Origin of the sequence: Pseudomonas migulae, from assembly GCF_024169315.1 — a bacterium.
Lineage (GTDB): Bacteria > Pseudomonadota > Gammaproteobacteria > Pseudomonadales > Pseudomonadaceae > Aquipseudomonas > Aquipseudomonas migulae_B.
The window spans coordinates 5,578,272-5,593,597 of the sequence record NZ_JALJWR010000001.1 but is presented as its reverse complement, the minus strand read 5'-3'; the positions used below and the strand labels follow the sequence as shown (position 1 = coordinate 5,593,597).

The following is a 15,326-nucleotide window of genomic DNA, read 5'->3' as shown; positions in this document are numbered from 1 at the left end:
TGAGCCGCATGCTGCGGCCAATTTCCGAAGGATACTAAAGTGGCGCCCATTGTCACTGGCTGATGCCAATGATCACTCTAGACTCAAATAAGCTACCCGCAGAACAACTTGCAGTCAGAACAATAACCACAGAGATCGCAGTCGTGGAAAACATCAAGCGTTTCAACAGCTTCGCCGAGTTTTACCCGTATTACCTGAGTGAACACAGCAACAGTACCTGCCGACGATTGCACTTTATCGGCACGACACTGGTTATTTTCATTCTGGCCCTGACCATCGGCAAAGGGGCCTGGCTATGGCTGCTGGCCCTGCCGCTGGCCGGCTACAGCTTCGCCTGGGCCGGGCATTTCTTCTTTGAAAAGAACCGTCCTGCGACTTTCCAACATCCGCTTTACAGCCTGCTCGGCGATTTCGTCATGTACCGCGACATGATTCTGGGCCGCGTATCGTTCTAGGCCCGCTGGGCCAGCAAAGCGTCTTGCGCAGCCAGTGCGGTAATGGTTACAGGTCCTACACTCAAAAAATCCCTTTCGACAAGAACAAGAGGATAGCCGATGAATGCCAATGCCCGTTTCACCCACATGCAGGACGGGACGCAAGAAGACTGGGCAATCATTGCCGCCGACTTCAGTGCGTATGCGAGGCAATTGCCGACACGGATTGCGGCGCACCTGAAACTGCTGGAGGGCGATTTTGGCGGCTTCCCGGTGGATCGCCTGACCCATTCCCTGCAAACCGCCAGCCGTGCCTGGCGCGATGGCCGCGACGAAGAGTATGTGGTGTGCGCCCTGCTTCACGACATCGGCGACACCTTGGGTTCCTACAATCACCCGGATATTGCGGCAGCGATCCTGAAGCCCTTCGTCAGCGCCGAGAATCTGTGGATGGTGGAGAAACACGGGATTTTCCAGGGGTACTACTTCTTCCATCACCTGGGCATGGATCGGCATCTGCGCGAGCAGTTCAGTGGGCATCCGCAGTATCAGGCGACTATCGAATTCTGCGCGAAGTACGATGCGGCGGCGTTTGATCCGGCGTACGAGACACTGCCGCTGAGTTTCTTCGAACCAATGATGGAGCGGTTGTTTGCTCATCCCAAGCATTCAATTTACAAGGCGGCGATGGAGGAACACGCGCCGGCCTGACAGATCCCACCAGCCCCATCGCGGGCAAGCCCGCTCCCACAGGATTCTCGGGCGTTCACAGACTTCAGGTTCACCCCGATCACTGTGGGCTTGCCCGCGATGGGGCCAATTCAGACACCGGCGGATTAGGCGGGCTCCGCGACCTTGATGGCCTTCAACTCCGCCTCCCGCGCCTGGGCATCCGCCAACCGGTACAACTCGATCGAACCATCCCAATGCTCGATCAGCGCCGTGCACGATTCCACCCAATCCCCGCAATTGAGGTAGTCCACTCCGCCAACCTTGCGGATCTCGGCATGGTGAATGTGCCCGCACACCACCCCGTGCAGTTCGCGTTTGACGCATTCGTGGGCGATGGCTTCTTCGAAGTCGCTGATGAAGCTGACGGCGGTTTTCACCTTGTGCTTGAGGTACGCCGACAGCGACCAGTAACCGTAGCCATAACGGGCACGCCAGTGATTGAGCCAGCGGTTCAGGGTCAGGGTGAATTCGTAGGCCGAGTCGCCAAGAAAGGCCAGCCAGCGGTGATAACGGGTGATCACATCGAACTGATCGCCATGGATCACCAGCAAATGACGGCCATCGGCAGTCACGTGCACCGCTTCATCCACCAATTGAATGTTGCCCAGAATCAACTTCGAATACCGGCGCAGGAATTCGTCGTGGTTGCCGGTGACATAAATCACCTCGGTGCCACGCTTGCTCATGGTCAACAGGCGGCGGATCACGTTGGTGTGCGCTTGCGGCCAGTACATGCCGCTGCGCAGTTTCCAGCCATCGATGATGTCGCCGACCAGGTAGATCTTGTCCGCGTGGTAGCCCTTGAGAAACTGCGACAAGTGCTCGGCCTGGCAATCCCGGGTGCCCAGGTGCACATCGGAAATCCACAAGGTCCGCACACGTTGCTTACGACTGGGTTTGGCGAGCTCGGCGCTGGTCATGGGCAACCCTCTGCGATTGTTTTTGCAAGCTTGCGCCGGTCGGGTTAATTGCCCATGACAGTGACAAGTCAGTCCTGTGACAACGCGTTTGAACGACCTCGGTGTAGACTGGCAGCCTTACTCGGGAGACCTGCGATGAGACCGATCCTCACGCTGCGCCAATACACTCACGACCTGATCGTCCACAGTCACGACCACGCGCAACTGGTGTTCGGGCTCTCGGGCGCGTTGGATTTCGAGGTCGACGGGCACGGCAGTCAGGTGGTTCAGCAGAGTTTCGTGGTGGTCCCGTCCGGATTCCATCATGCCTGTGGCAGCACCAATGGCAGCCGTTGCCTGGTGCTGGACGTGCCCAGTGATCAATGGGTGGCGCAGTCCCTTGGCGAGCACGCCGATGCCAGTCGCCGGCTGCTCGACAACGCCGGACGCCTGCCGCTGGATGCCGGGCAAAGCCAGCTGGTCAACTGGCTGGCGGGCAGCCAGGTCAGCGACCCGCTGATTGCGCAGCAAGGCGCGGTGCTGTTGTTGGCGAGCCTCAACAATGCCAGGCCGCAAGTCACGGGCGGGCGACGTCTGCCCTACGCTGCGCTGAATGCGCACATCGATCAGCACGCGGCCTACCCGCTGCAAGTCGCCGATCTGGCGCGCATCGCCGACCTGTCCATCGCCCGGCTGCATGCGCGGTTTGTCGCGGAATGCGGGCAGACGCCGATGGACTACATTCGCAGTCGTCGTTTACACATGGCCGTGAGTCTGTTGCGGGATTCGGCGTTACCGGTTGGCGAGATTGCCAGCCGGGTTGGCTACAGCTCGCAAAGTGCATTTTCAGCGGCGGTGTTGCGGGAGTTCGGTGCCTCTCCCGGAAAGCTGCGGCGCGAGGCTGGCGACAAATGACGGTAGTCTGCCGACAGACATAACTGCTCTCACGCGGTTCAATGTACTCCGTTTGATTTGCTGTTAAGGATCGCAATGACTCCCCGTACCGCCCTTGGCGCTCTGCATATCGGTGCACTGATGTTTGGCCTGACCGGTGTGTTCGGCAAACTCGCCGCCGCCTCCCCTGCCGTCATCGTCTTCGGTCGCGCGGCCTTTGCCGTGCTCGCCCTGGCTGTTTTCGCACGGTTCGCCAGCCAGACGCGCTGGCAGAAATTGCAGGCCGTGGATTGGCGGCGCCTGCTGCTCAGTGGATTGCTGCTGGCCGGGCACTGGGTGAGTTTTTTTATCGCGGTGAAAGTCGCAGGCGTGGCGATCGCGACCCTGGGGTTCGCCAGTTTCCCGGCATTTACCGTGATCCTGGAAGGGCTGATTTTCCGCGAGCGTATTCGCGCCAATGAAATCCTGCTGGTGGTGCTGGTCAGTGTAGGACTGGTGCTGGTCACGCCTGATTTCGATCTTGCCAGTGGCGCCACCACTGGCCTGTTATGGGCGGTGGGCTCCGGGCTGCTGTTCGCGCTACTGTCCCTGACCAACCGCGCCAGCTCCGCGAGAATTCCGCCGGTACAGGCTGCGCTGTGCCAGAACGTGGTGGTCGCGTTGTGTTTGCTGCCCATGGCGGCGCCACAGTTGAGCGAAGTCCGCGCCATCGACTGGCTGTGGATCGGCCTGCTAGCAGTGTTCTGCACCGGTGTCGCTCACAGCCTGTTCGTCGCCAGCCTCGCGGTGATCAAGGCGCGCACCGCCGCCGTGGTGTTTGCGCTGGAGCCGGTATACGGCATCACCATGGCGTGGCTGCTGTTCAATGAAAACCCGACGCTGCGCATGCTGCTCGGCGGCGCCTTGATCATCGTGGCGATCGTGGTGTCCAGCAGGCTTTCGGGCGCTTCAAGCAAGAAAGCGGTCGCTGCCGAAGCCGCGTCTCACTGAGTGCGGTCGTTGTGCCCGAGGTCGCGGTCCGGATCGATCTGATCGCGGACCCGCTGCTTGAGCACCTTGGCCTCCGGGAAACCGCCGTCCGCCTTGCGCTCCCAGATCTGCACGTCGTTACAGAAAATGTGAAACACGCCACCGGAGCCAGGCACCAGCGAGACCTTGCCCAGATCATCGCCAAAAGTACTGAGCAGTTCTTGCGCCAGCCACGCGGCACGCAACAGCCATTGGCATTGCGTGCAGTAGGTGATGACGATTTCGGGTTTGTGCGCGGTCATGACGAGGGAATTCCTGAACCAGGGGGCGTCGCCATGATAGATGCTCAGCGAATACCGGCCAACAATGTCCGCGCGGTTTGTTTGAGTGGCTCATCGCCGTCCTTGAGCAACTCGTTCAGCAGCTCGATGGCGCTGTCCAGATCGCCGTCATCGATGCAGTTCTGGGCCTGTTCCAGTTTGCCTGCGTTGTCCGGCTCAGCGGGTTCCAGGCTCAGCGCTTCGAGCTCGAATGACGGGTCGGCATCCTTGAATTCGTTGAGAAAGTCATCGTCCAGAGACTGTGAGTCCGGCTCGGCGACCCACTCAAGCTCGGGCTCGTCCAGTGTCGGTTCTTCAGGCATCTCGAACACATCGGGCAACACGTGCAGGTTCGAGGTGAAAGCGGGTTCCGCGACCTCGGGTGGTGTGTCCGTGGGTTTAGCGCGTTCGAAGGGACTGACCAGGTCCCAACTCGAATCCATCGACAAGTCATCCAGATTCAACTGGAACTCGTCGCCGGGGGGTGCTTCGGATTTAACGGGGGTTGCGATGGCTGCCACAGCCGCCACGGGCAACGCATTGTCCAGTTTCGGGTAGCGCGCACGAATATCCTGAAGTTGCCGAGCATCGAACCCGGCCTCTCGCAGGCTGTTTTCCTGAGCGTCATAGGCTGGCCCGTCACCTTGCTTGCCGAGGATTTCCAGCAATTGCACGGCCAGGTCCGTGCGTTGTGGCTCCTTCGCCAAGGCATCGCGCAACAAACCCGCTGCTTCGGAATAACGGCCATAGGCCAGGTAGATGCCCACGCCTTCCAACACATCGCCTGACGGCGTCTCGTCTTGAAGATCGGGCACAGGTTTCGCTGGGGTGGACTTCGCTGACGGCTCCACGGTTTGATCGAGCACCGGCTCGTGGCGCGACGGCAACACGGGAGGATCTGCCGCCAGGACCTGAACCTGTTGTCGTTGACGGCGAACAAACAGCCCAAGCAACAGCAAGGCCACCAACGTCAGCAGCCCGATGATCATCGGCCAGTTGGTCGTCTCGGGCTCTTGTACCGCGACCAGGGCTGGCGCCACAGCCTCCGGCGTAACCGGGGGCGCCTGGACCTCCGCCAATCGGGTTTGCAGTTCGGTAATCTGTTTTTTCTGGCCGGCGATCTGTTCGTCCTGGCCCTGAATTTTTGCATTCAGCTCGTCGACGGTTTTTTGCAGTTGCTGGTTTTGCAGCACGCTCGCGGCCAATTGCTCGGCGACGGGATCAACGACGGGGGCGGCGGGCTGTTCAACTTTAGGGGCGGTTTTTTTGGCCGCCGGTGGCGGTGCAGTGGCCGGTTTGACGCTCGGGAATGGAGCGTCCGGCGAGCGGGCGGCCGGTTCGTCAGTCACCGGCACAATCCCCGGTGTGCCCGGCGGATCGATCAGCACCGTGTACTCACGCAACACACGCCCATTGGGCTGATTGAGTTGCACGAGGAAATTCAGGAAAGGTTCGTCGACGACTTTATGGGAGCTCACCCGGATCAGGCTGCGGTTGCCCCGCAGGATGGGCGTGAACTTCAGGTCATTGAGGAAAAATACGCGCTCGACGCCGGCGCGACTGAATTCGTCGGCGGTCGCCAGGCTGACTGACAGATCGCCCTCCTCCAGACCGGCAGCATCCACCAGCGCAATGTCGGCACGCAGCGGTTGATTGAGTGCCGAATGCACGGTGATTTCACCCAGGCCCAATGCGGGGGCGAGTGCCGAATACGTCACGGCCCCACCGGCCAGAACCAGCCTGGCGCACCACCGCAATACAACGTGCCAACTCTCGAGCATGAGCATCCCTTAGATAACCAGAACCAACCGGTGCGTGTTCGCACATCCGGTACGAACACGATATTGCCTAGTAGTTCTTTATAGTCTGCCCAACGGGGTATCTCAAAAAGCTTACACCCGGTTCTGCCTCAAGATTTTTCCAGGTTGGCCAGGATGTGCCCGTGAACGCGCATGCAGACCTTCAAATCCGCCTCGTCAACGCCGTCAAACAGCTCGTGGCGCAGTTGAGTGGCAATGGTTTCAATTTGTTCGATCAACGGACGGGCCGGTGCGCAGAGAACGATTTTTTTCGCCCGGCGGTCTTCCACCACGGCCTGACGCTGGACGAGGCCCTGGGTTTCCAGACTGTCGAGCAGTCGCGCCAGGGTCGGCCCTTCGACGCCGACGCTTTGCGCCAGTTCGCGCTGGGTCGGCGCCTCCTCGAAACGCGCCAGGTGCAGCAGTACCAGCCAGCGCGCCTGGGACAAACCCAAACCGGCCAGACGGCGGTCCAGTTCGGCACGCCAGCCGCGCGACATCTGGGCCAGTTGCATGCCAAATCGGTGTTGATCGGTTAACGGCATAAAGCACTCATGGTTAGACTGAAATAGAGAAAAACTAATTATTAGTCAGCTAAGCATGTCCCTTGGCTGGAGGCAAGGCTTGCTCTGTACTGAATCGTTACATCAATACAACCCTGTCCGAAATTTGAAACTCAGATCTCGAATTCCGATTGCAGCGCGGCTCGAACACAGTACAAAACACCTTCCGGCACGCGACCGGCGAACAGCGCGGCAATCTCCGCCACCGGCGGCAATTCACCCTCGCCATCGAGGAACGCGTCCTGGACTTCGCCCATCAAGTCTTCTGGCAGGTCCAGCGCCTGTTCCAGCGACAGCTGCTGCTTGCCGATGGCCTCGGCGAGCATGGTGTAGACGTTCTTTTCCGAGCATTGCAGTTGACCGGCGATTTGCAGCGGCGTCATGCCGGCCCGAGCGAGAGTGATCAGTTCGTGGCGCACATCGGCCACCACTTTCGGCGCCTCGACCTGGCCACCGAGCACTTCAAGGAAGGCCTCGCCATACCGTTCGAGTTTGCGTGCACCGACGCCGCTGACCGTGGCCATTTCCGACAGCGAAGTCGGTTGGCTGCGAAGCATTTCCAGCAACGTCGAGTCGGGGAAGATGACGTAAGGCGGCACACCGTGCTCTTCGGCGAGTTTGCGACGCAAGGCGCGCAAGGCTTCCCACTGTTCGCGCTCTTCGCCGCGAACCAGTTGGCTCGCCTGACTCTTGCTGCTTTTCGCCGTGGTTTGCGACTTGAGGTCGCGACGCAGCTCCAGGGTCACTTCGCCCTTGAGCAGCGGCCGGCAGGTGTCACTGAGGCGCAGGCCGCCGTAGCCTTCGAGATCGATGTCGGCCAGGCCACGGGCCACCAGTTGCCGGAACAGGGAGCGCCATTCGCTTTCACCCATCGCCTTGCCGACACCGTATACCGACAGATGCTGATGACCGAAGCTGCGGACCTTTTCGTTGTCCTTGCCCAGCAACACGTCCACCAGATGGCCGACGCCATAGCGCTGGCCGGTGCGGTAAATCGCCGAGAGCGCCTGACGGGCCGGCTCGGTGGCGTCCCAGGTCTGGACGCCATCGACGCAGTTGTCGCAGTGACCGCACGGCTCCGGCATGTCTTCGTCGAAGTACGCCAGCAGGGTTTGACGCCGGCAGCGGGTTTCTTCGCAGAGTGAGAGCATGGCGTCGAGCTTGTGCTGCTCCAGACGCTTGTGGCGCTCGTCGCCTTCGGAGTTCTGCAGCATCTGCTTGAGCATCACCACGTCTTGCAGGCCGTAGGCCATCCACGCATCCGCCGGCAGACCGTCACGGCCGCCGCGGCCGGTTTCCTGGTAGTACGCCTCAAGGGATTTTGGCAGATCGAGGTGCGCGACAAACCGCACGTTGGGTTTGTCGATGCCCATGCCGAACGCCACGGTGGCGACCATGATCAGGCCTTCCTCGTTGAGGAAGCGTTTCTGGTGGTGGGCTCGGGTTTCGTTGGCCAGGCCGGCGTGATACGGCAGCGCCGGGAAGCCTTGCTCGCTGAGGAACACGGCGACTTCGTCGACTTTCTTGCGCGACAGGCAATAGACGATGCCGGCATCGCTGCGTCGCTCGGCGAGGAACGCCAGCAACTGCTTGCGCGGCTGCTCCTTGGGCACGATGCGGTAGAAAATGTTCGGGCGGTCGAAGCTCGAAAGAAAGCGCTCGGCATCCTGAAGATGCAGGCGATCGACGATTTCTTCCCGGGTGCGCTTGTCGGCCGTCGCAGTGAGGGCGATGCGCGGGACGTTGGGGAACAGCTCCGCCAACTGGCCCAGTTGCAGGTATTCGCGGCGGAAGTCGTGGCCCCATTGGGACACACAATGCGCTTCGTCGATGGCGAACAGGGCGATTTCGAGGCTTTGCAGGAAGGCCAGCATGCGCGGCTGGACCAGGCGTTCGGGCGCCAGGTAAAGCATCTTCACTTCACCGCGTTTGATCCGCGCGGCGAGATCGCGTTGTTGCTCGGCGCTCAGCGTGGAGTTCAACGCAGCGGCCGCGACACCCAGTTCTTCAAGGGTCGCCACTTGGTCGTCCATCAACGCGATCAACGGCGACACCACGACTGCCAGGCCTTCGCGCAACAGCGCCGGCACCTGGAAGCACAAGGATTTGCCGCCACCGGTAGGCATCAGCACCAGGGCGTCGCCGCCACTGGCCACGCGCTCAATGATTGCACCCTGACGGCCACGAAAACTGTCGTAGCCGAAGATGTCCTTGAGGACGCGTTGAGCCTGTTCGAGCATAAAAACTCCAAAAATCACCGAAACATCCCTGCAAGGCTGGTTCAGGATCCGCAAGACTGCACTGACAAATCGTAAGTGCGCGTTGCATGACGCTTCACATTTCAGCCGCGACGCCAGCAGGGCATCACAAAACGCGGGAGTATACCCGAGGCCTCCCCGTCAGAGGGCGCCGCTGATAAGACACACGAACTCATACGCACTGCAGGACCCTGTGGGAGCGGGCTTGCCCGCGATGGGGCCGGTACATCCAGTATTTTTATCGCCTGACACGCCGCCATCGCGGGCAAGCCCGCTCCCACAGGGACTGCGGTGTTGGTGAGGTCACAGGCGCAAATATCCCGCGCGGCTGGCCTGAGTGCTCAAGAAGGCCTAGAATTCCCGCATCTGTTTAATTCCCAAGGTAGCCCTTTAATGTCCTTCGCTGAGCAACTAACCCGCCTGCAAGTCTTCCTCGACGCTGATGAACTGCATGACGAGGCGCTGGACTACGTGGCCGCCCACGGCTACCTCACCGCGCTGTCGATCTGTTCCGAAAGCGTTCCCGACCGTGAATGGATCGATGCCCTCTTCGCCGAAGAGCCGCATTACGCCGACGACACCGAGCGTGAAGCGATCGAATCCACCCTGCTCGCCCTCAAGGCTCACATCGCTCGCCAACTGGCGTCCGACGAAGAGTTCGAGCTGCCATGCGACCTCGACCTGGGCGACGAGCCGGATGACTCCGACCTGCGCGGCTGGTGCATCGGCTTCATGGAAGGCGTGTTCCTGCGCGAAGCGGCCTGGTTCGAAACCGCCGAAGACGAAGTCAGCGAAATGCTGCTGCCGATCATGGTCGGTTCGGGTCTGTTCGACGAACAGCCTGAGTTCGAAGACATCGCCAAAGACGCCAACCTGATGGACGACATGATCGTGCAGATCCCGGAAGCCCTGACCGCGCTGTACCTGCTGTGCAATGCGCCAGACGAAAAACCGGCGATCCTCAAGCCACGTCACCACTAAGGTTTCGCCTATGGACAACCCCATAGGCCACCGCTCCCTGATGTTGCGTTACGCGCTGCTGGCCATCGGCTGGCTGAGCGTAGCGCTGGGGGTGATCGGGATTTTCCTGCCGGTGTTGCCCACCACGCCTTTCCTGCTTCTGGCAGCCGCGTGCTTCGCTCGCAGTTCACCGCGCTTTTATAACTGGCTGGTGGAGCATCCACGGCTGGGTCCATGGATTCGCGACTACCTCGACGGCAACGGCATTCCGCTCAAGGGCAAGGTCTACGCTATCGGCTTGATGTGGGTGAGCATTCTGTTGTCGTGCTACCTGGTGCCCCTGCCGTGGGCGCGGGGTTTTATGCTGACCAGTGCGGTGCTGGTGTCGGTGTACATTCTTCGGCAGAAGACTTTGCGTAAACCCTGAAACATTCTGCGTTTTTAATAGCGGATAAGCCTGCTTTCAACGTGCATCCCCGCGCCCTCCATTCATCGGAAATACATTCAAACCTGTTATTTCTGACAGTAGCCAACCCCCCTGTTCGAGGCCTTAAATCACTCCGTTCCCTTGACCAACCGGAGTCATGTCATGACCGATTTTCCCTCGAACAATTCATCTCCCCCACCTGAAGTACTTGCTGACATGCAGCCACAGTTTCGTCGACTGGATGACAGTAAAGGCACTCCCATCACCAATAAAACTACACGCGACAGGCAGATCAGGGTTACCGGCTACAACGTTATAGCAGGCAGCACTGTCACTATAATGAACGGCAATGAAGTATTGGGTACAGCGCAGAGTGATGATAATGGCGAGTTCACAACTGAGCTGCTGCCACTAACGAAGTACGATTGCCATCAAGTGCGTATGGTGGACGAAAAAATCCCCCCCATTTCATCGGTGCCCAGAAGATTTACTGCAGCAAGGGAAAAACCGGCCATTACTCTGGTATCCAGCAATGGCGATCCAGTTTCTCCTGGGGAGACCATTCCTGGCCCAGACGTCACCGTGGCCTGCGACTCTTCACCGGGCGGGGACTCGAGGTTATTTAATGGTGAGACATTACTTAAAACGGAACTGGTCAATGGCTGCGGCAAAGTCATCTTTGAGCTGACTGCATTGGCGCCAGGTGACTACATTATCAAGGTCAAGGATCAGAGTAACAATGAGTCGGAGACTTTCAAATTTACTCTGGGAGAGGAAGTTGTCACGCCGGTAACTCTCGACAAGGTCACTACCGCTGCCGGAGATGAAGTTCGTGACGGCGACACAACACCCGAAACCTCCCTGTTTGTGGAAGGCGAAGGTGAACCGGGCGAGATGGTTGGAGTCTTCAAAAATGGTGACCCGCTGGGTGAAGCGACCGTGGATCCTGTAACCGGTCGCTACAAACATCCTACAGGCCCGCTGACCGATAACACTTACGCCTTCACCACCGAAGGAAAATACCCAGGTGGCGGCGAAGCCGGGCCCCACACGGTGACAGTGGAAGCTATCAAAAAGCCCGTAACCCTCGACAAGGTCACTACCGCTGCCGGAGATGAAGTTCGTGACGGCGACACAACACCCGAAACCTCCCTGTTTGTGGAAGGCGAAGGTGAACCGGGCGAGATGGTTGGAGTCTTCAAAAATGATGACCCGCTGGGTGAAGCGACCGTGGATCCTGTAACCGGTCGCTACAAACATCCTACAGGCCCGCTGACCGATAACACTTACGCCTTCACCACCGAAGGAAAATACCCAGGTGGCGGCGAAGCCGGGCCCCACACGGTGACAGTGGAAGCTATCAAAAAGCCCGTAACCCTCGACAAGGTCACTACCGCTGCCGGAGATGAAGTTCGTGACGGCGACACAACACCCGAAACCTCCCTGTTTGTGGAGGGCGAAGGTGAACCGGGTGAGAAGGTTGGAGTCTTCAAAAATGGTGACCCGCTGGGTGAAGCGACCGTGGATCCTGTAACCGGTCGCTACAAACATCCTACAGGCCCGCTGACGGATAACACTTACGCCTTCACCACCGAAGGAAAATACCCAGGTGGCGGCGAAGCCGGGCCCCACACGGTGACAGTGGAAGCTATCAAAAAGCCCGTAACCCTCGACAAGGTCACTACCGCTGCCGGAGATGAAGTTCGTGACGGCGACACAACACCCGAAACCTCCCTGTTTGTGGAAGGCGAAGGTGAACCGGGCGAGAAGGTTGGAGTCTTCAAAAATGGTGACCCGCTGGGTGAAGCGACCGTGGATCCTGTAACCGGTCGCTACAAACATCCTACAGGCCCGCTGACCGATAACACTTACGCCTTCACCACCGAAGGAAAATACCCAGGTGGCGGCGAAGCCGGGCCCCACACGGTGACAGTGGAAGCTATCAAAAAGCCCGTAACCCTCGACAAGGTCACTACCGCTGCCGGAGTTGAGGTTCCTGACGGCGAGACAACGCACGAAACCTCCCTGTTTGTGGAAGGCGAAGGTGAACCGGGTGAGAAGGTTGAAGTATCCATAGATGGTGGGACGCCGAGTGAAGCAAGCGTGGACGTAACAACCCGTCGCTACAGGTATCCAACCGGCGTGCTGGCTGAAGGCCGCCGCGTCTTCACCGTCAAAGCAAAATATCCGGGGGGCGGCGACGCTGGGCCTCGCACGGTTATAGTGGAAGCGGCCGCCACCGCACCAACGCTCACCCGTATTTATGATGCCGACGGGAACGTAATTCCTGATGGCGGGGACTTACGCGCGAACTGGTTTGTTGCCAGGGGCCTCCATACACCGGACAGTGCGGTCAAGATCAGGTTCGATGGTGTTATCCAACAAAAACTAGAGCCCACCAACGCAGAGGGCAAATGGGCCTTTCTCCAAAGTAATCTGACAGTCGGGAGCACCCATGAAGTCAGTGCCCTGAGGGAAGATGAAAAGGCTGAGTCCAACGCATGGAAAGTCCATGTAGCAGGCACGTCCAAAAGTTAAAAACTCACCAGAACGAAAAAAACCGCATATAGCGGTTTTTTTTCATCCCTCACCTTTAAAACTGATAGTTCACACCAAAGGTCACAGCCACGGGCTGTTCGATATTTTTACCCTTGGCATAATCGACACCGACATCAAAACGCAAATTCTCGGACCACGAAGCCGCCACCCCGACACCCGCTTCAAAACCAGTGCCCGCAAGGTTGGTATTGATCGGGTTTCCGTTGACCCGCACGTTGTTGTCGTTCGATGCAAACTCATGGACCACCGCTACCCGCCCGTATGGACGCACCTGAGTATTCCCCAGGTCGATGCTGCGACCAGCCATGACACCCAGCTTGGTGCGCAACGAATGCGTGCGGTCCCCTTCGGCGTCCATGTCGTTGTCCAGGTGATAGTTCTTGCCCTGGATGACGGCCGCGGATAACTGGGCAGAAGGTTTGGCGAACCAGCCATCCCCGAGGTCGATGCTGCGCCCGCCTTCTACGATCGCACTCACCGCCGAGTTGCTGTAATCGCCTTCGGCACGCTTGCCATCGCTCATCCTGACTTTGGATTCATTGCGGAAATGGTTGAACTTCAGGGCGCCATCGACGTAGTAGCCCGTGTCGCGATTCAACCAGCCAAAATAGGGACCGAAGTAGTAACTGTTGACCTCGGCCGAGGTGCCGCCATTGAGATTCAGATCGGATTTGCTGTAACCCGCCAGCATACCGACCGTCCAGGGACTGTCACCCAACCGGGTGTCGGCGCCCAGGGTGAAACCCTGCTGCTGTTGACGGTAACCCACACCCGACGAACCGTCGTCAACGTTCCACTTGTTGCCATACGACCGTACCCACAAGCCATGGCGCTTGTCGTCCGCCTGCAACTCGCCCATGCGGTTTTCCAGCGACTTCAACTCGCCATACGACACGGTCAGGGCGGTTTGAAACAGGGCCGCCACCGATTGCGCGCCGGACGTGAGCCGGTTGGTGGGGTTCAGGTAATACTCGGTGCCGCCGGTGGCATTGGTTCTTTCTTCCAGATCGTATTCAAATGTCCCCACATCGACCCGGCCGCCCAGCAACGAGAACGCTGCGGTGTTATTGGCAATTTGCACCAGCGTCAATTGTTGAGGAGACGTCGCGTCCTTGCCCGAAGCGTTGACGGCCAATTCGTAGCTACCGGTCGCCGTATCGGCTTTCAGCAAGTCGCTTTCACCGGTCTGGAAATTGCCCTGCATGGCGATGATACCGGTGCCGGCAAGCGTACCGACTTCGAGCTGACGATTCGCACGTTGCGCGCCCGGTGCACCGAAATTGACGAGGCCATCGTTCATTGACAAATTATCGATGCTGTCATTGTCGACCATGGTCAGGCTCGACTGATTGAGCGTCAGGTTGCTGTTGTTCAAGCGCCCGGTGAACGATGAGCCGTTGTTCAGGGCGACATTGGCGGTGGAGCCGTTTTCACGCAGTATGTCCCCCACCATCGAGGCGCCGTTGAACGAGAGGTCGACGGTGCTGTTCTGCAGCACTTGCACGTTGCCTTCCAACGCACTGCCGACGACATTCATCGCCGCAGAAGACGCGCCTTGTACCTTCAACAGAGTCCCATCAGCCGCCCGCAGAACACTGTTGTTCTGCACCTGGATGGTCGCACCTTGAACGCCGTTTTCCACCAGGATCGCCGGTCCGTTGCGGCCTTCTACGGTGGAGTTGTCCAGCAACAAGGTATTGGTGCCCTGGCCGTTGGCGTCATTGGTCATCCGCACGCCGGCAAGGGCGCCGCTGATCAGTGTGCCGGCCAGTGCGCGTACATCGCCGCCGCGACTGTCCAGGCCGACGCTGTCGGCATTCGTGCCTCGGAGCTCGCTGTTGACCAGCGTCAATGTGCTCAGCCCCGTAACCATCGCCCCGGCTTCACCACCGTGGAATGTGCTGTCGGTTGCGGTGACCGTCGAGCCTTGCGTGGCTGAAGGCGCTCGACTGAGCCACAGTGCTGCAGTGTCCGCAGTGACAGTGGCCCGTTGAATGGTGGCCTGGCTTTCACTCACCAGAATTCCGTGGTTGCCAGGATTGCCGTTGACGACCGTGCCGTCGATGTTCAAGGTCGACCCGGACTGGATGGTCAAGCTTTGGGTCGTTACTGCCCCTGCATTGAGTACGCCGCCATCTTGCACCAGGTAGTCGCTGACAGGGTCAGTGGGATCGATGGTCCTGTTCTCGCCAGCGCCAACAATGATTGCCGCCATCGCCGACGTATTGATCAAAAAAAAAGCCGGTAACAGTGCCAGCACTTTGAACGTAACTGCGCTTGCAGGTTTAAGTGAAACCGGGTTATCGAGGCTCATTGATCTGTCCTTTCGTCTTCTTGTCTCCTGCAAAGAAGCGGAGAACGTTGAGGGCTGCGGACGATACAGAGACTTCCTACAAAAAAATGTAGGATTAATCTCTGAAAGCGTGAGAAAAAACCAACGCAGATTGGCCATAACAAACGTATATCCGGCACCTCGACGCCGGATATACGCAATCAACTTGACCGAAAAAAC

13 protein-coding genes are annotated in these 15,326 nt (G+C 59.0%); 7 read left to right on the top strand and 6 right to left on the bottom strand.

What is annotated here, in order from left to right; translation table 11 throughout:
• The first annotated feature begins 143 nt into the window (after positions 1 to 143).
• Positions 144 to 455 carry an Mpo1-like protein gene (locus J2Y86_RS25625; RefSeq protein WP_253438089.1) on the top strand — a complete coding sequence of 104 codons (312 nt, stop codon included), beginning with the start codon at positions 144 to 146 and terminating at the stop codon, positions 453 to 455.
• Between the two features lie 99 nt (positions 456 to 554).
• Positions 555 to 1,145, top strand: a complete 591-nt coding sequence (locus tag J2Y86_RS25620) for an HD domain-containing protein (RefSeq protein ID WP_253438086.1) — start codon at positions 555 to 557, stop codon at positions 1,143 to 1,145.
• A gap of 125 nt (positions 1,146 to 1,270) precedes the next feature.
• Here the strand turns inward: J2Y86_RS25620 and J2Y86_RS25615 are convergent, their stop codons facing one another.
• Complete coding sequence (locus J2Y86_RS25615; protein WP_253438083.1) at positions 1,271 to 2,086, bottom strand: UDP-2,3-diacylglucosamine diphosphatase; 816 nt, start codon at positions 2,084 to 2,086, stop codon at positions 1,271 to 1,273.
• A gap of 135 nt (positions 2,087 to 2,221) precedes the next feature.
• On the opposite strand from J2Y86_RS25615, the gene J2Y86_RS25610 reads away from it, so the two are divergent.
• Together J2Y86_RS25610 and J2Y86_RS25605 are read left to right on the top strand one after the other, a co-directional pair.
• Positions 2,222 to 2,980, top strand: coding sequence for a helix-turn-helix transcriptional regulator (locus tag J2Y86_RS25610; protein ID WP_253438080.1), 759 nt, complete (start codon positions 2,222 to 2,224; stop codon positions 2,978 to 2,980).
• A gap of 75 nt (positions 2,981 to 3,055) precedes the next feature.
• A complete protein-coding gene (locus J2Y86_RS25605) occupies positions 3,056 to 3,949 on the top strand; it encodes a DMT family transporter (protein ID WP_253438076.1) in 894 nt (297 codons plus the stop codon).
• Here the strand turns inward: J2Y86_RS25605 and J2Y86_RS25600 are convergent.
• The 4 genes from J2Y86_RS25600 to recQ all read right to left on the bottom strand — a co-directional run bounded on the left by J2Y86_RS25600 (position 3,943) and on the right by recQ (position 8,850).
• Positions 3,943 to 4,230 carry a SelT/SelW/SelH family protein gene (locus J2Y86_RS25600; protein WP_253438073.1) on the bottom strand — a complete coding sequence of 96 codons (288 nt, stop codon included), beginning with the start codon at positions 4,228 to 4,230 and terminating at the stop codon, positions 3,943 to 3,945. The genes J2Y86_RS25605 and J2Y86_RS25600 overlap by 7 nt on opposite strands.
• 44 nt (positions 4,231 to 4,274) lie before the next feature.
• Positions 4,275 to 6,029, bottom strand: coding sequence for a FimV/HubP family polar landmark protein (locus J2Y86_RS25595; protein ID WP_253438070.1), 1,755 nt, complete (start codon positions 6,027 to 6,029; stop codon positions 4,275 to 4,277).
• Between the two features lie 128 nt (positions 6,030 to 6,157).
• Positions 6,158 to 6,592 (bottom strand): MarR family transcriptional regulator, encoded by a 435-nt coding sequence (locus J2Y86_RS25590; protein WP_253438066.1) that lies wholly within the window; start codon positions 6,590 to 6,592, stop codon positions 6,158 to 6,160.
• Positions 6,593 to 6,723: 131 nt separating this feature from the next.
• The gene (gene recQ, locus J2Y86_RS25585; RefSeq protein ID WP_253438061.1) at positions 6,724 to 8,850 is read right to left on the bottom strand and encodes a DNA helicase RecQ; all 2,127 of its coding nucleotides are present in this window, start codon (positions 8,848 to 8,850) and stop codon (positions 6,724 to 6,726) included.
• A gap of 411 nt (positions 8,851 to 9,261) precedes the next feature.
• On the opposite strand from recQ, the gene J2Y86_RS25580 reads away from it, so the two are divergent.
• The 3 genes from J2Y86_RS25580 (at position 9,262) to J2Y86_RS25570 (ending at position 12,793) form a co-directional block, all read left to right on the top strand.
• Complete coding sequence (locus J2Y86_RS25580) at positions 9,262 to 9,849, top strand: YecA family protein (RefSeq protein WP_017337120.1); 588 nt, start codon at positions 9,262 to 9,264, stop codon at positions 9,847 to 9,849.
• 10 nt (positions 9,850 to 9,859) lie between these two features.
• Complete coding sequence (locus J2Y86_RS25575) at positions 9,860 to 10,255, top strand: YbaN family protein (protein WP_253438057.1); 396 nt, start codon at positions 9,860 to 9,862, stop codon at positions 10,253 to 10,255.
• A gap of 162 nt (positions 10,256 to 10,417) precedes the next feature.
• A complete protein-coding gene (locus J2Y86_RS25570) occupies positions 10,418 to 12,793 on the top strand; it encodes a hypothetical protein (protein ID WP_253438054.1) in 2,376 nt (791 codons plus the stop codon).
• Positions 12,794 to 12,848: 55 nt separating this feature from the next.
• Here the strand turns inward: J2Y86_RS25570 and J2Y86_RS25565 are convergent, their stop codons facing one another.
• Positions 12,849 to 15,128 (bottom strand): autotransporter outer membrane beta-barrel domain-containing protein, encoded by a 2,280-nt coding sequence (locus J2Y86_RS25565; RefSeq protein WP_253438049.1) that lies wholly within the window; start codon positions 15,126 to 15,128, stop codon positions 12,849 to 12,851.
• Positions 15,129 to 15,326: the final 198 nt, after the last annotated feature.

Bases quoted from the DNA above. Each gene is read 5' to 3' on its own strand.
- J2Y86_RS25605 (WP_253438076.1), top strand. From the start codon at position 3,056: ATGACTCCCCGTACCGCCCTTGGCGCTCTGCATATCGGTGCACTGATG.
- J2Y86_RS25565 (WP_253438049.1), bottom strand. From the start codon at position 15,128: ATGAGCCTCGATAACCCGGTTTCACTTAAACCTGCAAGCGCAGTTACG.
- J2Y86_RS25615 (WP_253438083.1), bottom strand. From the start codon at position 2,086: ATGACCAGCGCCGAGCTCGCCAAACCCAGTCGTAAGCAACGTGTGCGG.
- J2Y86_RS25590 (WP_253438066.1), bottom strand. From the start codon at position 6,592: ATGCCGTTAACCGATCAACACCGATTTGGCATGCAACTGGCCCAGATG.
- J2Y86_RS25580 (WP_017337120.1), top strand. From the start codon at position 9,262: ATGTCCTTCGCTGAGCAACTAACCCGCCTGCAAGTCTTCCTCGACGCT.
- J2Y86_RS25610 (WP_253438080.1), top strand. From the start codon at position 2,222: ATGAGACCGATCCTCACGCTGCGCCAATACACTCACGACCTGATCGTC.
- recQ (WP_253438061.1), bottom strand. From the start codon at position 8,850: ATGCTCGAACAGGCTCAACGCGTCCTCAAGGACATCTTCGGCTACGAC.
- J2Y86_RS25620 (WP_253438086.1), top strand. From the start codon at position 555: ATGAATGCCAATGCCCGTTTCACCCACATGCAGGACGGGACGCAAGAA.
- J2Y86_RS25575 (WP_253438057.1), top strand. From the start codon at position 9,860: ATGGACAACCCCATAGGCCACCGCTCCCTGATGTTGCGTTACGCGCTG.
- J2Y86_RS25570 (WP_253438054.1), top strand. From the start codon at position 10,418: ATGACCGATTTTCCCTCGAACAATTCATCTCCCCCACCTGAAGTACTT.
- J2Y86_RS25595 (WP_253438070.1), bottom strand. From the start codon at position 6,029: ATGCTCGAGAGTTGGCACGTTGTATTGCGGTGGTGCGCCAGGCTGGTT.
- J2Y86_RS25600 (WP_253438073.1), bottom strand. From the start codon at position 4,230: ATGACCGCGCACAAACCCGAAATCGTCATCACCTACTGCACGCAATGC.